Source organism: Ligilactobacillus murinus DSM 20452 = NBRC 14221 (genome assembly GCF_001591685.1).
In the GTDB taxonomy this organism is placed as follows: domain Bacteria; phylum Bacillota; class Bacilli; order Lactobacillales; family Lactobacillaceae; genus Ligilactobacillus; species Ligilactobacillus murinus.
In genome coordinates this window covers 1-17,448 of sequence record NZ_BCVJ01000046.1, presented here as the reverse complement: position 1 = coordinate 17,448, position 17,448 = coordinate 1, and the positions used below count along the sequence as shown (strand labels likewise).

General features: G+C 40.8%; 10 protein-coding genes and 1 tRNA gene. 10 read left to right on the top strand and 1 reads right to left on the bottom strand.

Annotated elements, in window-relative coordinates; genetic code table 11:
* The first annotated feature begins 148 nt into the window (after positions 1-148).
* The 9 genes from LMU01S_RS08210 to LMU01S_RS08170 all read left to right on the top strand — a co-directional run bounded on the left by LMU01S_RS08210 (position 149) and on the right by LMU01S_RS08170 (position 12,727).
* Positions 149-221, top strand: a tRNA-Lys gene (locus LMU01S_RS08210).
* Between the two features lie 217 nt (positions 222-438).
* Positions 439-1,152 carry a response regulator YycF gene (gene yycF / locus LMU01S_RS08205; RefSeq protein WP_056958886.1) on the top strand — a complete coding sequence of 238 codons (714 nt, stop codon included), beginning with the start codon at positions 439-441 and terminating at the stop codon, positions 1,150-1,152.
* Position 1,153: 1 nt separating this feature from the next.
* Positions 1,154-3,019, top strand: coding sequence for a cell wall metabolism sensor histidine kinase WalK (walK, locus tag LMU01S_RS08200; protein WP_056958887.1), 1,866 nt, complete (start codon positions 1,154-1,156; stop codon positions 3,017-3,019).
* The gene (locus LMU01S_RS08195) at positions 3,009-4,376 is read left to right on the top strand and encodes a YycH family regulatory protein (RefSeq protein ID WP_056958888.1); all 1,368 of its coding nucleotides are present in this window, start codon (positions 3,009-3,011) and stop codon (positions 4,374-4,376) included. The genes walK and LMU01S_RS08195 overlap by 11 nt, the downstream gene beginning before the upstream one ends.
* Positions 4,366-5,178, top strand: a complete 813-nt coding sequence (locus tag LMU01S_RS08190) for a two-component system regulatory protein YycI (RefSeq protein WP_056958889.1) — start codon at positions 4,366-4,368, stop codon at positions 5,176-5,178. Before LMU01S_RS08195 ends, LMU01S_RS08190 begins: the two co-directional genes overlap by 11 nt.
* 21 nt (positions 5,179-5,199) lie before the next feature.
* Entirely contained in the window at positions 5,200-6,006 is an 807-nt protein-coding gene (locus LMU01S_RS08185) for an MBL fold metallo-hydrolase (protein WP_056958890.1), read from the top strand.
* A 115-nt stretch (positions 6,007-6,121) separates the two neighbouring features.
* Positions 6,122-7,426, top strand: coding sequence for a S1C family serine protease (locus LMU01S_RS08180; RefSeq protein ID WP_056958891.1), 1,305 nt, complete (start codon positions 6,122-6,124; stop codon positions 7,424-7,426).
* Positions 7,427-7,641: 215 nt separating this feature from the next.
* Positions 7,642-8,121, top strand: a complete 480-nt coding sequence (rlmH, locus tag LMU01S_RS08175; protein ID WP_056958892.1) for a 23S rRNA (pseudouridine(1915)-N(3))-methyltransferase RlmH — start codon at positions 7,642-7,644, stop codon at positions 8,119-8,121.
* 289 nt (positions 8,122-8,410) lie between these two features.
* Entirely contained in the window at positions 8,411-12,727 is a 4,317-nt protein-coding gene (locus LMU01S_RS08170; RefSeq protein ID WP_061773567.1) for a mucin-binding protein, read from the top strand.
* Between the two features lie 52 nt (positions 12,728-12,779).
* Here LMU01S_RS08170 and LMU01S_RS08165 read toward each other — a convergent pair whose 3' ends face one another.
* Positions 12,780-13,649: a YitT family protein gene (locus LMU01S_RS08165; protein ID WP_056959275.1), complete on the bottom strand. Its 870-nt coding sequence runs from the start codon at positions 13,647-13,649 to the stop codon at positions 12,780-12,782.
* A gap of 319 nt (positions 13,650-13,968) precedes the next feature.
* Between LMU01S_RS08165 and LMU01S_RS08160 the strand changes: the two genes are divergently transcribed.
* The coding region (locus LMU01S_RS08160) for a YPDG domain-containing protein (RefSeq protein ID WP_061773566.1) at positions 13,969-17,448 on the top strand (3,480 nt) is incomplete at its 3' end.

Genomic DNA, 17,448 nt, shown 5'->3' with positions numbered 1-17,448 from the left:
TTCTACATTTTATATAGCGGGACCGCTCGCAAATATTTGGGCAGAAAGGACCTTTTGTAATAAGCATAGTATGGTGTTTTTAGTTTTTTACCAAAAAACTCTTGCGCTTTGGCTGTTTCTTTGATATAGTATTATTCGTTGATGAATTGGGTGGTTAGCTCAGCTGGCAGAGCAACGGACTCTTAATCCGTGGGTCCAGGGTTCGATCCCCTGACCACCCATCAGAGATTTACTAACAGCAATTGCAGATCTTGCTCTGTGGTTGCTGTTTTTTTGTGTATTTTGATATAGAATAGTCAAAACCTAAATATTGAGTTTCTGTAACCCAAGCTGAGTTTGTAGTACAATAAGGTGGGTATGGTCTAGTGGACTATCTCCAAGGGGCAGTAGTGCTCACAGTGATAGGTATGTAATTTATATAAAAAGGAATTTAAACTTATGAAAAAAATTTTAGTTGTAGACGATGAGAAACCGATCTTAGATATCATTAAGTTCAATCTGACCAAAGAAGGTTACGATGTATATACTGCCGAAGATGGCCAAGAAGCGTTAGATAAGGTCGAAGAGGTCTTGCCTGATCTGATCATTTTAGATCTGATGTTACCTAAGGTCGATGGGCTCGAAGTAGCACGTGAAGTCCGGAAAAAATACGAGATGCCGATCATTATGGTAACGGCTAAAGACACTGAATTAGATAAGGTCTTAGGTTTAGAGATGGGGGCTGATGACTATGTGACCAAACCATTTTCTAACCGTGAATTGATCGCACGGGTCAAGGCCAATTTACGGCGTCAAGCCACAGTAGTTGCTAGTGCTCAAAGTGAAGAAAAAGAAAAAAGTAGTGACATTGTGATCGGAAACTTAACGATCCACCCAGAAGCATATGTGGTCTCCAAAAATGATGAAAATATCGAATTGACCCACCGTGAATTTGAATTGCTTTACTATTTAGCCAAACACATTGGACAAGTCATGACCAGAGAGCACTTGTTGCAGACGGTTTGGGGCTATGATTACTTTGGGGATGTTCGGACAGTTGACGTAACGGTCCGCCGTTTGCGTGAAAAGATCGAAGATAACCCTAGTCGCCCCGTCTGGTTGGTGACTCGCCGTGGGATCGGCTATTATTTACGTAATCCAGAGGCCGAGTAAAATGAATAAGAAATTGCATTTTTTCCAGTCGATCCATTTTAAGATCGCACTGGTTTTTGCTTTACTGTTGTTTTTAGCCTTCCAGATCGTTGGTGCGGTATTTGTGCAACGCTTAAAAAGTGAGAATTTAAAACAATTTAAGCAAAGTGTGGAAATGCCAGCTTATGTCAACAATTTGTTAGTTACGCAATTGAATGAAGCCGATACGAATGAAGCAAATGAGCGGATCAAAACTATCTTAGATGATATCAATAATAACAATATTTCAGATATTCAAGTCGTAGATGCTAAAGGTGTGATCCGTGGTGAAAATAATGTGAATAATCGCTCGATGATCGGGCAAAAAGCAACAAACAATAGTATTAAACAGGTTTTGTACAGTGGACGTAATTTCTCGCAGACGATGTATAATGAGCGGGATAACCGGCGCTACTATATCGCGATCACCCCGTTGTTCAACACTTCGGGCAATAACAATACGGTCGTCGGTGCAGTCTATGTCCGTGCTAATTTAGAAAGTGTCTACGATTCGGTCAATGATGTCATCGTGATCTTTGCGACTGCGGCGTTGATCGCTACGGGGATCGGATTAGCCCTTGCGATCCTTGTGTCAAGTGCGATCACCCGTCCGATCGATGAAATGAAAAAGCAAACTGCGCGGATCGCTCGCGGTGATTATTCCGGGCAAGTCCAAGTTTATGGACGTGATGAATTAGGGCAATTAGCTCAAGCTGTCAACAATCTATCAGCCCGGGTCGAAGAAGCTCAAGAAGCGACCGAATCAGAGCGGCGACGCCTGGATCTGATCTTATCGCATATGTCAGATGGTGTGATCGCTACTGATCGTGGGGGCAAGATCACGATCATCAACGATATGGCGTGTGAAGCGCTAGAAGTAGACCCAGATGATGTTAGGGATAAGTCGATCTTAGATGTTTTGAATATCCGTGATAAATATACGATCCGCGAACTTTTGGAAAATCAAAATGAGATCATTTTGGATGAATTAAACACCAATCGTGACCAGATCTTGAATGCCAATTTTTCGCTGATCCAACGGCGCTCAGGCTTTATCATCGGGATCGTATGTGTCTTGCATGATATTACCGAACAACAACGGATCGATCGCGAACGGCGTCAATTTGTTTCCAATGTTTCGCATGAATTGCGGACCCCGTTGACGAGTATGCGCAGTTACATTGAGGCATTAAATGAAGGTGCTTGGCAAGACCCTGAGATCGCACCGGCTTTTTTAAAGGTCACGCAAGAAGAAACTGACCGAATGATCCGGATGATCAATGATCTTTTGAGTTTATCGCGAATGGATCTAGGAAAAGTTGAGTTAGATTTAGAGCTAGTCAATTTAAATGAATTGTTCAACTATATCTTGAATCGTTTTGATATGATGCTTGAAAAGGACAACAACGATACACGTGAAGTGACAAAAAATTATACGATCAAACGTGACTTTACCGATAAGCCACTTTGGGTCGAAGTCGATACCGACAAGATTATTCAAGTGGTAGATAATATCATGAATAATGCGATCAAGTATTCACCTGATGGTGGCGTGATCACTTGCCGTTTGTTGGAGACGCATAATCATGTCATCATGAGTATCTCTGATCAAGGTCTAGGGATGCCCAAAAAGGAACTAGCGCATATCTTTGAACGCTTCTATCGGGTCGATAAAGCACGTTCCCGGGCGCAAGGCGGAACTGGTCTTGGACTAGCGATCTCTAAGGAAGTGATCGAATTGCATCACGGCCGGATCTGGGTCGATAGTACGGAAGGGAAGGGTTCGACCTTCTATATCTCGCTACCATATGAAGAATACGAGGAAGGAGATCTATGGGATGAAGAATAAACGCTTAAACGGGTGGTTTTTACATGCCATTTTGATCCTTGCGGTGTTATTTAGTGTTGTTTTTACAGCTTTGATCTGGGTAACACCTGTTTATTTTCAACGACTAGCAGGGATGGCAGCTCCGGATAAGACTAGAGTTGTCAATGATGATACCAACACGACAGATAAGAAAAAATTAACTGATGTATATCGACCAGTATCGATCACGGTAACAGATAAACGATCATCTAGTCGGCTATTGAGCAATCGGATCGATGTAGTCGATCTAATGATGACCTCTTTAGAAGGAAGTAAGATCACCGATATCAGTGAACCAGAGACTGTTAGTAAAAGCGAGTACCTGAAGTTGGTACAGACGCCTAGATCGTACCAGTTGAATTATGGTTCGGAGCTCTCCTTTGGGGTCTTGAAACAATACCTTGCTGAACAGCCAGCTAAGAGTGAAAATTACAGTTTTGATCGGATCGTGATCAGTTATGATGGCTCTAAAGTCTATTTTCTAGATGATGCAGGTCTCAAAGTATACAAGGCTAAGTTGACAAAATATGATAAAGCTAAGCTCAATAACGTCCACAAAAATAAGGGGCTCAAACGCTATAAACTTAGCTATGAATATCAAAACGGCCGTCTGATCCAGTATTATGAAGAACAGCTCACGGTGCCACGGCATAGTTATTTATACAATAAAGAAAATGTAGGGATGTACGTTACTCGCTTGTTAGGGACTGAAAAGAGCAGTACCTCATCGTTGACGACCCGTGAACAAGATGGTGTAACGATCTATTCCGACGATTCGGGGCAAAAATTGAGCATCCGCGACAAGACGGGCTTGATAACTTATACAGATTATTTGACCGATGAGACTGGACGCCAAAATTGGACTTTAGATGACCATTTAACAAATGATTTTACTGATCTGGAGCAATTAGGTGTTAGTTTAGCCGATGTTAAGTATTCTGAGTATGATATACAGGAAAAAAATGTCATCTATCGCAGTTATATCGCTGGTTTTCCTGTGATCTCAGCACGTGATTTTGGGACTTATCAGATCCAAAATCGTGTTCGTAGTAAGAAATTGGTCTTTTCCCAATGTAGCCTACAAGTTCCAGTGCCGGCAGCTGGGAAGGCGGTGACACTCAAGCCGACTAAAGAGATCTTGCCTGATTTACAAAGTACCGATGTCGATTTGGGCAAGATCAGCGATATTCAGATCGGATATACAGTCTCACAAAATAGCACAGCTTCACTGGTCATTGATCTGACACCGACATATTTTGTCAAATACAATAACGTTTGGATCAACTATCAAGATCTGATCTCAGGGAAGAAATGGGGGGATAACGACAATGAATTTTAAACGTATCGAATGGATCTTTGTCATCGCCTTTATCGCCTTAGATATTTTTTTGTTGAGTGTTTATGTGACACAAAATGATACGATCGATCAACGAACGAGTTCGTTTTCTACGACCAGTACTTCAGGATCTGTATTAAAGAGTATCAAAAATGATCAGATTTCTTATGGTCATCTATCGGATAAACCGCAAGCTGGTTATTATATCTCCAGCTCAAATTCAAATATTTTGCGAGAGAAAGCTGACCAGTTGTATTATAGTTGGGAATATGCCAACCACAAATTAACGGTCAACTTTACAGATGGTTTAAAACTAGCCGATCCAGACAAACCGCAAACAACAATAGATGAATTTTTAAAAGATAATAGTATCGTCATCTTTGGTAAGGAGTATACTTATAATAAAGATCTTTCAAATAGATCTGTGGTCGTTTACACGCAGATGATCTATGGCGGGCCGGTATACTCGAGTGATGGTCAGATCCGATTTGAGATAAAAAATGGCTATGTGACAGGCTATACTCAAGGATATATGAATGATATCCAGATCTTGCGCGAAAAACGTGATACTATTAGCCAAGAACGGGCATTGATCTGGTTGTATCAATACAATAAATTGCCCGCTAATACACAAGTTTTGTGGTGCCATTTAGGGTATACACGGTTATTATCGGTAAATAATAGCATCGTATATATCCCAACTTGGAATTTCTGTATAAAAAATAGTAATACAGGCAACATCCAGTATCGGCGGATCAATGCCTTTACAGGTAGTGTGATGGATGAAACGATCAGTGTTAAATAAACGAGAAAGGGTAGCTTGACAATGAGTGAAGAAGTTGGGTTGAAAGTTAGCGTGCTTGCCAGTGGAAGTACCGGTAATGCAACTTATATCGAGACGCCTAAGCAAAAATTATTGATCGATGCTGGACTTTCGGGTAAAAAAATCGAAGGACTGATGAATTCGATCGGGCGGACATTAAAAGATGTTGACAAACTCTTGGTGACTCACGAACATAGTGATCATATCAAGGGTGTCGGTGTTTTAGCTCGTCGCTATGGCTTAGATGTCTACGCCAATGAAAAGACTTGGGAACAAATGGCACCTAAGATCGGGCAGGTCAAAACAGAACAGAAGCACATTTTTGAACGTGAGACAGTTCAAACCTTTGGTGATCTAGATGTGCAAAGTTTTGGCGTTTCGCATGATGCGACTGACCCACAATTTTATGAAGTACATTATGCGGGGAAATCATTTGCCATTGTGACAGATACTGGCTATGTCTCAGATCGGGTCAAAGGGATCGTGGAAAATGCAGATGGATATTTATTTGAATGTAACCACGATACCGAGATGTTACGCGCCGGGATCTATCCGTGGTCGCTAAAGCAACGGATCTTAAGTGATCAAGGGCATTTATCCAATGAAGATAGTGCCAACGCATTGATGAGCGTTTTAGGGACTCGGACCAAGAAGATCTATCTTGGTCACTTGAGCCAAGAAAATAATGTCAAAGAATTAGCGCATTTGACAGTCAAACGTCAAATGCAGGCTAAAGACTTCGGTGTTGATCAAGATTTTTGCTTATTAGACACTGATCCAGCACAAGCGACCGAGTTGACAGTTTTTTAAGATAAAACTATATTTTTTAGGATAAAATTAATTTTTACATTATTGTAAGCAATTTTGTTGCAAAAGGCTTATTATAGATAATATAGATACTTAATTTTAAGAGGTGACTTTTTGTATGAGCAAGAATGAACAATTTGATGGTGAGTTTACTGAAGTTGGTCCAAATAATGGACCAGCCAAACAGCCAGGCTCAAAGCAACAAGGGCTAGGTAAAGTATTTTTGATCGGTCTGTGTGCCGGTGTACTTGGTGGTGGCGTAGCTGTTGGAGGCTATACGTTGTATCAAAACAATAGTACCCAACTAGCAAGTAATTCCCAAGGAACGACAACGACTAGCAACGTTAAGGTCAATGTCAGCACGCAAACGACTAAAGCTTTTGATGCGGTCAAAGATGCAGTTGTTTCGGTCGAAGCTTACTCAGAACAACAATCAAGTTCGTCTTTAGAAGACCTCTTTGGGCAAAATTCTGATAACTCGACTAGTCAAACATCCACTAGTGAAGGCTCTGGGGTCATTTATAAAAAGAGCGGTAATACTGCTTATATCGTCACCAATAACCATGTGATCTCAGGCGCTAACAAAGTTGAAGTCTTGTTGAATAGTGGCAAGAAGTTATCGGCTACTGTAGTGGGACATGACTCGGTAACTGACTTAGCTGTGCTTAAGATCAGCGCCAAAGATGTTAAACAAGTTGCAAGTTTTGGCAACTCGGATAATATCAAAGTTGGTGAAACAGCTTTGGCGATCGGCTCTCCTCTTGGCTCAGAATATGCCACCTCTTTGACTCAAGGTATCATTTCGGCTAAGAGTCGGACGATCAACGTAACTAACAGCAGTGGTGTTACCACGGGGCAGGCGACTGTTATCCAAACTGATGCCGCGATCAACCCAGGTAACTCTGGTGGTGCTTTAGTGAACTTACAAGGTCAAGTTATCGGGATCAACTCGATGAAACTTTCAAGTACTGGTTCAAGTGAATCGACATCTGTTGAAGGGATGGGCTTTGCGATCCCAAGTAATGAAGTGGTTTCGATCATCAATCAATTAGTTGAAAATGGAAAAGTTAAGCGTCCAGCCTTGGGGATCTCTCTAGTTGATCTAGATTATGTCTCTCAAAGTGCTCGAACAGATACGCTCAAGTTACCAACAGATGTTACTAGCGGTGTGGTCGTTATGAAGATCGATTCTAGTTCACCGTTGAAAGATAGTGGTATTGCTAAATATGATGTGATCACATCGATCGGTGGTAAGAAAGTTACCGACTTAGCGTCCTTGCGTCAAGCACTATATGAACATAAGATCGGTGACACGGTTGAGATCGGTTATTATCATGAAGGTAAGCAACAGACCGCTAATGTTAAATTGACCTTGGAAGCAGATGATTCCAATACGACGACATCATCGAATTCCAACGAATAAAGTTAAATTAAAATGTTAATTATGAGGACGGCAACTAAGTGAGAACTTAGTACCGTCCTTTTTGGATATTGTGTATAATAATACAAGAAGATATTTAATGAGGTTATCCCCATAAATATGGGGACAGAACAAAAGTGCTCCCCAATATCTTGTGGTTAACTCTGTGGATATGTGGATAACTTTGTGGATAAGTATATGAGAAAGGAATTATTTTCGTGAATATTAAGATCGTTTGTGTGGGAAAACTCAAAGAAAAATACTTAAAACAAGGTATTGCTGAGTATTCTAAGCGCTTAAGTAAGTTTTGCAAATTTGAAATTATCGAAGTTCCCGATGAAAAAGCACCAGAAAAGTTAAGTCCAGCCGAGATGGAAGCGGTGAAACAAAAAGAAGGTGAGCGCATTTTGCATAAAATTAAGGATAAAGAGTATGTTTATGCATTAGCGATCGAGGGTAAAGAACGCTCTTCGGAAGAATTTGCTGCTGAATTAGAAAAATTAGGGACATACGGACATAGTGATGTGACCTTTGTGATCGGGGGCTCACTTGGTTTAAGTCCAGCTGTTTTAAAGCGAGCTCAAACAAAGATCTCGTTTGGCCGTTTTACCTTGCCCCATCAGTTGATGCGTTTAGTTTTGACTGAGCAGATCTACCGTGGCTTTATGATCAATAATGGTAGCCCTTATCATAAATAATATTTTTAGCTAAAGCTGTTGTTACAGATCTCTGTGGCGACAGCTTTTTTTGTTGGAGAAATTTTTTAAAAAATTATTGTTTTGATTAAAAAAAGTTATAGATGACCAAAAATAATTTTGAATTTTTTTAACTATGATTAAGTTTATTTATAAGTGCAGTTAAAGGGTTTCCATTTAGTATGTCGTGTATGATATTTTATCTTTAGTTCTAAAAATACCTAAAAAATTAAAAGTAATATTCGAGGTTATTTTTAATATTTTAATTATTAAGAGGAGGAGCTAGGATAAGATGTTATCAAAAAATAATAAACAGCTGATGGTGGAAAAACAAGCAGCTAAAAAGCAACGTTATGGTCTACGTAAGTTAAGCATAGGTGTAGCTTCAGTTTTGTTGGGAATGACATTTTTAGGTGCGGGTAGTATCTCAGCTGCCGAAAATGAAAATTTAGAGACAGCTACAACAGAAAACCAAGTTAAAGCTGTCTCCGATCCTTTAAATGAGCAAACAGAAATAACCTTGACGCCACAAGCAGAAGCTGAAAAGCAAACTGATGGGCAAGCGTATGAAGAAAAAACAGTTACTCGCACGATCAATCTTTATAAAGACGGTGAGTTGGTCGACACAAAAGTCCAAACCGTAAACTTCCATAAGATCTTAGGAACATGGTATGTTAAAAATGATGGCGTGGTAGGGGTAAAAACTGGTCAATTTGAAGCCTATGATATTCCTGAACAAGCAGGCTATACAGCACAAGTCAATGGTACTACTGTCAATAAAGTAGACAACATGAGTGTAACAGCTGATACTCCAAATCAAGTAGTTGATGTTTACTATGTTGCTAATACAAAAACATATACTGAAGAAAGGGTCATTACCCGGACGATCAATATTTGGCATGATGATAAACTTTTTGACGTTATCCGCCAAGAAGAAGTCTTTACGCGTGAAGTGACTGAAAATCTAACGACTGGTGAGAAGACTTATGGTGCTTGGGATGAACCTACTAAGATGTTCGATGAGGTTACGCTCCCACAATATGAAGGCTATAAGCATACGGAAGGAACAGTTCAAAAACGTTGTATCGTTAATCCAAATTCAAAAAACATAGTTAACGATATCAAATATACGTCTGAAAAAGAAATTTCTGAAGAAACAAGAACAGTAGAGCGTGTGATCAACCTTTATAAAGATGGTGAACATATAGAGACAGTCAAGCAAAGTGTGACCTTTACGCGTGAAGTGATCAAAAACTTAGTGACTGATGAGATCGAATATGGTGAGTGGATCGCAGAAGATGGTAAAGATCACTGGGATGAATATAAGGCTAAAGAACTTGAAAACTACGAATTAGAAAATGGTGTAGTGGACAAAAAGAAAGTTACAGCCGATACTCCAAGTGAAACAGTTTCGATCAACTACAAAGCTAAAGTCGAAACAACGACAGAATACGATACCGTAAAACGCGTGATCAACATCTACCAAGATGGCAAAAAAGTCGATGAAGTGACTCAAGTCGTAGAATTCAGCCGTGAAGTGAAAAAGAACTTAGTGACAGGCGAAACTGAATACGGCGAATGGGTAGCTAAAGACGGTAAAGACAACTGGGATGCTTTTGATGCACCAGAATACGAAAACTATACGACCGATACGGTAAAGATCGACAACAAGACTGTCAAGCCAGGCATGGAAGATGAAGAAGTATCGATCAACTACACCTCAAAAGTAGAGACGGTGACAGAATACGATACCGTAAAACGAGTGATCAGCATCTACCAAGATGGCAAAAAAGTCGATGAAGTGACTCAAGTCGTGGAGTTCAGTCGCGAAGGTAAAAAGAACTTAGTGACTGGTAAGATTGAATGGGGCGAATGGGTAGCCAAAGACGGTAAAGATAGTTGGGATGCCTTTGATGCCCCAGAATACGAAAACTATACGACCGATACGGTAAAGATCGACAACAAGACTGTCAAGCCAGGCATGGAAGACGAAGAAGTATCGATCAACTACACCTCAAAAGTCGAAACAACGACAGAATACGATACCGTAAAACGAGTGATCAGCATCTACCAAGATGGCAAAAAAGTCGATGAAGTGACTCAAGTCGTAGAATTCAGCCGTGAAGTGAAAAAGAACTTAGTGACAGGCGAGACTGAATATGGCGAATGGATCGCCAAAGATGGTAAAGACAACTGGGATGCCTTTGATGCCCCAGAATACGAAAACTATACGACTGATACCGTAAAGATCGACAATGAGGTAGTCAAACCAGGCATGGTAGACCAAGAAGTATCGATCAATTATACTGCTAAGATCGATACGCGGATCGAGGAACGCTTTGTTCAAAGAACGATCATCCTTCATTTACCAAATGGTGAAACTAAGAAAGTTACTCAAGATGTGACCTTCAAACGTGAGGTAAGAAAAAATCTAGTAACAGGTGAAGAAGTCTATGGTGCTTGGGGAATGGAAAAAATAACATTCCCAGAATATGAAGTTCCAAAGGTCGAAAACTATATCCCGACAATGGATAAAGTTGAAGCAGCCGTTGTTACCCCAGATACGCAAAGTTGGACGGTCGATATCTATTATGAGGCTGCTATTGAAACAACGACAGAATACGATACTGTAAAACGTGTGATCAACATCTATCATGATGGCAAAAAAGTCGATGAAGTGACGCAAAGTGTGACATTTAGTCGCGAAGTGAAAAAGAACTTAGCGACTGGTGAAGTGACATACGGTGAATGGGTCGCCAAAGACGGTAAAGATATCTGGGAAGCTTTTGATGCACCAGAATACGAAAACTATACGACTGACACAGTAAAAATCGACAATAAGACCGTTAAACCAGAAATGGAAGATGAAGAAGCTGCGATCTATTACACTTCAAAAGTCGAGACAAAAACAGAATATGATACCGTAAAACGAGTGATCAGCATCTATCAAGATGGCAAAAAAGTCGATGAAGTGACCCAAAGTGTGACATTTAGCCGAGAAGTGAAAAAGAACTTAGCAACTGGTGAAGTGACATACGGTGAATGGATCGCCAAAGACGGTAAAGATATCTGGGATGCCTTTGATGCGCCAGAATATGAAAACTACACGACTGACACTGTAAAAATCGACAATAAGAGCGTTAAACCAGGGATGGAAGACGAAGAAGCTGCAATTTACTATACTTCGATCGTAGAAACTGAGCTTGAAGAACGCGTGGTCGATCGTACGATCATTTTAAACTTGCCAAATGGGATGAAACGTGAGCATGTTCAAAGTGTAACGTTCAAACGTGAAGTGAAAAAGAACTTAGCGACCGGTGAAGTGACATATGGCGAGTGGGATCTTTTACCAACAGAGCTTGAAGCCTATGCCCCACCTAAGTTTGAAGGCTATGTAGCGTCTGTAGAAGAAGTCGAAGCGATCGTTGTTGATCCAGATAGCCAAAGTACAACGGTTGAAGTCGACTACTATAAGATCGAGCAAGAAACTAAGGAAGTAAAAAGAACCTTTACTGTCCGAATCGTTGATGGCATCTTGCCTCGAGGGGGATCCCTTGGAGGAAATGGGTCACAACATGTTCAAAGTGTTACATTTGTTCGGACTGTTTATTTAAATGCAGCAGGTAAGATCGTTGCGACAGGTGATTGGAAGGAAGCCGAAAAAACCTTTGAAGGATTTGGTATCCCACAGCTTGAAGGTTATACTACTCGACGAACAGCGATCGAAGCACAAACGGTGACTCCAGATATGGAAGATATGGAAGATGATATCTTGTATGTAGCTTATGCAACACATGAAGATACAAAAATTGTAACACGCACGATCACGATCACCGATCCAGATGGCAAGACACATGTAGTTGAACAAAAGGCTACATTTACTCGCCAAGTTTTGACTGATCAGTTCACAGGACAAAAAACGTTAGGTGATTGGAGTGTAGATCAAAGCACACTTGAAGGGATCACGCTACCAGAATTTAATGGATACAAACCATCACAACAAGTTGATCCATTAGAAGTATCGCCTGATTCAGAAGATAGTGAATTAACGATCACTTATGAAAAAGTAGATCCAGACACACCAACAGGCCCAGACAATGGTGATAACGAAAAGCCAGATATACCAACGACCCCAGACAATGGTGATAACGAAAAGCCAGACACACCAACAGGCCCAGACAATGGCGATAACGAAAAGCCAGATACACCAACGACCCCAGACAATGGCGATAACGAAAAGCCAGACACACCAACAGATCCAGACAATGGAAATAATGGGACACCAGACAAAGCTCCTGAAGCAACAGGAGGCACAAATGATGGTGGCTTAGAAAACGCTAAAGACGAGCTTAACTCAGCAGCAGCTGATCAAATTCTGAATTTAAGTACTAAGTCTAATAAAGATAACGGTACTATGTTAAAGAATATGAACAGTGGGCAAAAAGGTTCTAATACAAAGGGCTTAGCAACTCAAAAAGATGGCAATGTAGCTTCAGAATTACCTGCTTTAGGTGATGAAACTGAAGTCAAGAGCTTAGGCGCTTTACTAGCTGCTCTCGCATGTACGCCACTATTCTTTGTTGCAAAAGGTAAAAAGCGTAAAAATTAATGTCAATTAAGAAGCGTAGTATGGAAATTATTTTCCATACTACGCTTCTTTGTCAGTTTTCAAAGACACGTCGGTAATTTCCCAGATCAGCATCGGTCGCTTGGGTGCTGAGAAATGCGTTTTTATCGATCGCTTGGACAAGCTGTTTTAAATAGTTGAGCTGGCCTTTTTGGGCAACAATGATGATGATATCAGTAGCTTCACCTGTGTAGATCCCAGTTCCCTTGACTAAAGTTGCGCCATGAACGAATTTTTTAAGTGCATCTGTGATCGGGTCAGGATTTTTGGTGAAGATCAAAATATTGACATCTTTTTGTAAGACAAAAACAGAATCCATCAAATAGCTGGTGATCAACATGCCTAGAAGGCTGTAAACTGTCCGCCCTAAGTCAAAGCAAAGGGCGGTAATGATCAAAGTCCCGCTATTTAAGAGGTTGTTTAGGAAGCCAATTTTCTTGTGGTAGTGCAGTTGGATGTAATTGACGATGATGTCAGTCCCCCCGGTTGAAAAACCACTATTAAAGCAAAGTCCGATCCCCAAACCAACTAACGCTGAGCCGACCAAAGTATTAGTCAATTGGTCTTTGACGATCACGACTTCGGGGACGAGATGTAAAAAGACGATATTTGAACCTACTGCTAGTAGTGAGTACGTGATGTATTTGATCCCAAATGCACGCCAAGCAAAGAAAAAGAGGGGCACATTAAAGAGGATCAGTAAAATACTCATTGAAAGGTCGATCCCAAACGTTGCCAGAACAGCTTGCAGTAACTGTGCGATCCCAGTCACTCCGACGGAATAGGATTGCGCATTATTGAGAAATAAATTGATCGCAACGGCTGAAAGAAAACCGTAAAGAAGTGCAAAGAAACTATTTCGGATCCGCTGTTTTTGACTGAAAAATGAAAAAATTTTGAACATATCTAGTCCCCCTTATTTAGCTGATTGAGTTATATAGAAGTATACACCTATTACATATAGTGCTTGAACTGAAAAGTTACAGAATTATATTATATATAAATTACGATAAACTTCTGTGCTATTTAAATTTGTTGAATTTAAATTAATTTATATGGTAAAAAATTGTTGTACAAAAACCCAAAAATAGTATAAAGCGGGGTTTAAATAAAAATTAAGAGTTGCTTTGTTATTGATTAAAAATTAATATTATGGTGATAGGATAATTAATTTATCTTGTTTCTTTTAAGGGAAGTTCAAACAAAATGGAGGTTTTGGTGTAATGCTTTCAAAAAATAATAAAAAATTACAAGCCCAAAAGATGGAGCCAAAGCAACAACGCTTTGCGATCAAAAAGTTCACAGTTGGTGTGGCATCAGTCTTAGTTGGGACGACATTTGCGCTTTATTCAGGCGTAGGTAGTGTTTCAGCCAATGAAACAGCTACTCAAGAAGCAACAGCTGAAGTGGTGGAAGACAAGGCTGATCAAACTGATGACAAGGAGGTAACTGCAACTAATACAGCAGATGCTGAAGCAAGTACCGCAAATACTGATGCTAAAGAAGCAACTCCTGCTGTAGAAGAAGTAACTGATCAAAGTGCGCAAACCCAAGCGAACGAAGCAGAGAAGGCAACTGATGCTGTTGAGAATGAAGCAGAAGCTACGACAGCCTCAGATACTGCCAAAGATGAAGCGACAACGGTTCAATCTGAAGAAGGCGTGAACGCTCAAGCAGAAAAGCCAGTTGCTACATCGGCTTTCAGAGCAGCAACTACTGAAGCAGATGAGACAGCAGATACATCTGCTACACCTGGAGATCCTAACACACCTGTTTCAGCAGCATTACAAGAAGAATTAGAAAAGAATGCTGTTTATAGTCCTGGTACCCAAGGTGACAAGAAATCATATGCGGGTAGAGCATGGCTTCAAACCACAGGAACTACGATGCTCGGCTTTGGGAGTGGTGACATCCCGATGGCTGGGGTCAAAGTTTATCTTCAATGGGTAAACGGTAAAGGACATGTTTCTAAAGTCTACTATACGACTTCTGAAGCTGACGGAACTTATGTTATCAATTTAGATCATCCAGAATTGGAAAACGGCAACGAATTCGAATTAGCTGGTGATGCAAAGTTTGCCATTCGGACATGGATCAACAATCCAGATCCAGAAAAATACAACGTCGTTAAACAAGGTGATGGGATCTATGGTTTCCATACACGTACTAACCGTAATAACGAATCTTGGGACTTTACGGCTGGTATCAACCGGATCGTCAACTCAATGGTCATCTTACAAGATAAGGTTGGAGCAGACACATGGTTGATGAAACCAGAAGACCAATGGGAAAAATCACCTAACGCAAGTGGCGAATGGGCAAAGCAAGGTATATACGGTGCAGCTAGTGGGTATGTTTGGTTTGAAAATGGGGACTATGCTGGCTCGCTTGCTAACCAATGGATCAATGATGGTAATGATGTAAAAGCTACTGGTACAAAGATCGTTGCATCATACTTGAATGACGAAGTAACTCGTCAATTGGATGAATGGAAGAAGAATAACAAGGGCTATCAAGTAGATGATATGCGCAAGGCTCAAGCTGAGATCATCAAAGCTTATCAAGAAGAACACGGTGTAGGTTCGCATATTGCCGAAACAGTGGTTGGTGTAGCGAATGCTGATGGATATTACTATATCCCATTTAGAGGGCTTTATGGTGTTAGTGCTACAAAACAAAATAATGCTCTTTCTCCTAATAAGATCAAGGACGATGAATACGGTAAATTGGTGAGCGATGCTGATATTTCTCATAATAATTTGATGGTTTGGAATGGGACGGCGGGTCAAAAGTACCGTCATATCAACCAAGACTATATGTATATCACACCGTTGATCGATAATTACAATGTATGGAGCAACGCTTTCCCATCAAATATCTTCCAAAATCCAGCAGATAAGTTTTTGCCCATGGTTGATCCAGGTTATAACATTAAATCGATCAACTATGCGATCATGGCGCCACAGCCAATGATCGATGCTTTGAATTATGATGCAAGCGGTGATCACAATGCATTTGCTGGTGATAAGGTCGAAGCTACGATCGGTGGCTTGTTACCAGCACGTGAATATCAAGTTCAATGGTTCAGAGACGGTGTAGCTGTTGGTGATCCAGTAACGATCGTATCAACGGTCGATGGAACATTTGCTCCAGCAGATAGCACTTCATACACTATCCCTAATGATTTGACAGGAGATACTAACTTTACGGTAGCTGTGTTTGAGCAAGGTACTAATACTAAGAGTTTAAATAACGCTTTGGCTCTAGATTCCTTGTTAGCTTCTGTTCCTGTAGCTGACTCATATGTACCAGCCTATAAGCCAGTTGATGGAACTGTTGGTGAAGAGGCAGTAGTAGATGCTCCAACATTTACGAATAAAGATGGTAAAGATGCTACAGCGCCAGAAGGTACTAAGTTTACAACAGCTACAACAGATGAAGAAAAGCAAAAGGCTAACTTACCAGCTGATGCGACTGTTCTTGATCCAGCTAATGTTACAGTTGATGAAGCAACTGGTAAGATCACTGTCAAGGGTGAAGGTTTACCAGCTAAGGGAACTTATGTAACACCAGTAGTTGTGACCTATCCGGATGGATCAAAGGATTATACCTATGCAACAGTTTCAGTAGCCAAGGATTATACTGAAACATACACAGCAAATGGTGGTACGATCAACAAAGAACTAGGACAACCAACTACAAATGACGATCTTGCTAACGCTGTGACCTATACTAAAGATGGTAAAGATGCTACAGCGCCAGAAGGTACTACAGTTGCACCTAAAGATGGCACGACTTTACCAGATGGCAACACACCAGGTGTTTACGAAGTACCAGTAACGGTAACATATCCAGATGGCACAACCGATGAAACGACTGTAACAGTTGTTGTTGGTAATGTGATCCCAGTTGATGATCCAAGCAAGCCAACACCAGCAGGGTATGTACGCATAACCTTTGAAAAAGGCGATCATGGTGAATTTGCTGCCGATGCTAAGACAGTCTTTGACGTTAAGAATGGCACAGCTGGCTCAGAATTAGCAAAAGTTGCTCCAGCAGTGACTCCAGCAGAAGACTATGTATTTACAGCATGGAGCCCAGAAGTTCCAGAAACGATCACAGCTGCTGGAACATTTACCGCTCAATACAAAGAAAAAGATACAGTAGCTTATACAGCAGAATTTGGTACGATCACCAAACCAGCTGGCGAAGCAACAACAGAAGGTGACATTGCAGGCGCAGTTACCTTCAAGGATAAAGATGGTAATGATACAAAAGCTCCAGCAGGAACAACGATCAAACCAAAAGAAGGAACAACGTTACCAAATGGTGATACACCAGGTGAATATGATGTTCCAGTGACGGTAACATATCCAGACGGTACCACAGATGAAGGTGTAGTTAAAGTAACAGTTTTAGGCAAAGTTATCGATCGTACAGATGATCCAAGCCAACCAACACCAGCAGGTTATGTACGTGTAACGTTTGAAGCAGGCGAAAATGGTAAGTTTGGTGACGGTGCTAAGACAGTCTTTGATGTACGTGAAGGCACACCAGTGAGTGAAGTAACAGTGCCAGCAGTTACTGCAAATGAAGGTTTCGTACAAAAATCAGGTGCAGATGCTTGGAGTCCAGCCTTGCCAACAGATACATTCACAGCAGCTGGCACATATGTAGCACAATACGAAAAAGCTGCTACTGAT

Excerpts from the sequence above, each read along its gene's own strand:
- walK (WP_056958887.1), top strand. The coding sequence starts at position 1,154 with ATGAATAAGAAATTGCATTTTTTCCAGTCGATCCATTTTAAGATCGCA.
- LMU01S_RS08165 (WP_056959275.1), bottom strand. The coding sequence starts at position 13,649 with ATGTTCAAAATTTTTTCATTTTTCAGTCAAAAACAGCGGATCCGAAAT.
- LMU01S_RS08185 (WP_056958890.1), top strand. The coding sequence starts at position 5,200 with ATGAGTGAAGAAGTTGGGTTGAAAGTTAGCGTGCTTGCCAGTGGAAGT.
- LMU01S_RS08180 (WP_056958891.1), top strand. The coding sequence starts at position 6,122 with ATGAGCAAGAATGAACAATTTGATGGTGAGTTTACTGAAGTTGGTCCA.
- yycF (WP_056958886.1), top strand. The coding sequence starts at position 439 with ATGAAAAAAATTTTAGTTGTAGACGATGAGAAACCGATCTTAGATATC.
- LMU01S_RS08195 (WP_056958888.1), top strand. The coding sequence starts at position 3,009 with ATGAAGAATAAACGCTTAAACGGGTGGTTTTTACATGCCATTTTGATC.
- LMU01S_RS08190 (WP_056958889.1), top strand. The coding sequence starts at position 4,366 with ATGAATTTTAAACGTATCGAATGGATCTTTGTCATCGCCTTTATCGCC.
- LMU01S_RS08170 (WP_061773567.1), top strand. The coding sequence starts at position 8,411 with ATGTTATCAAAAAATAATAAACAGCTGATGGTGGAAAAACAAGCAGCT.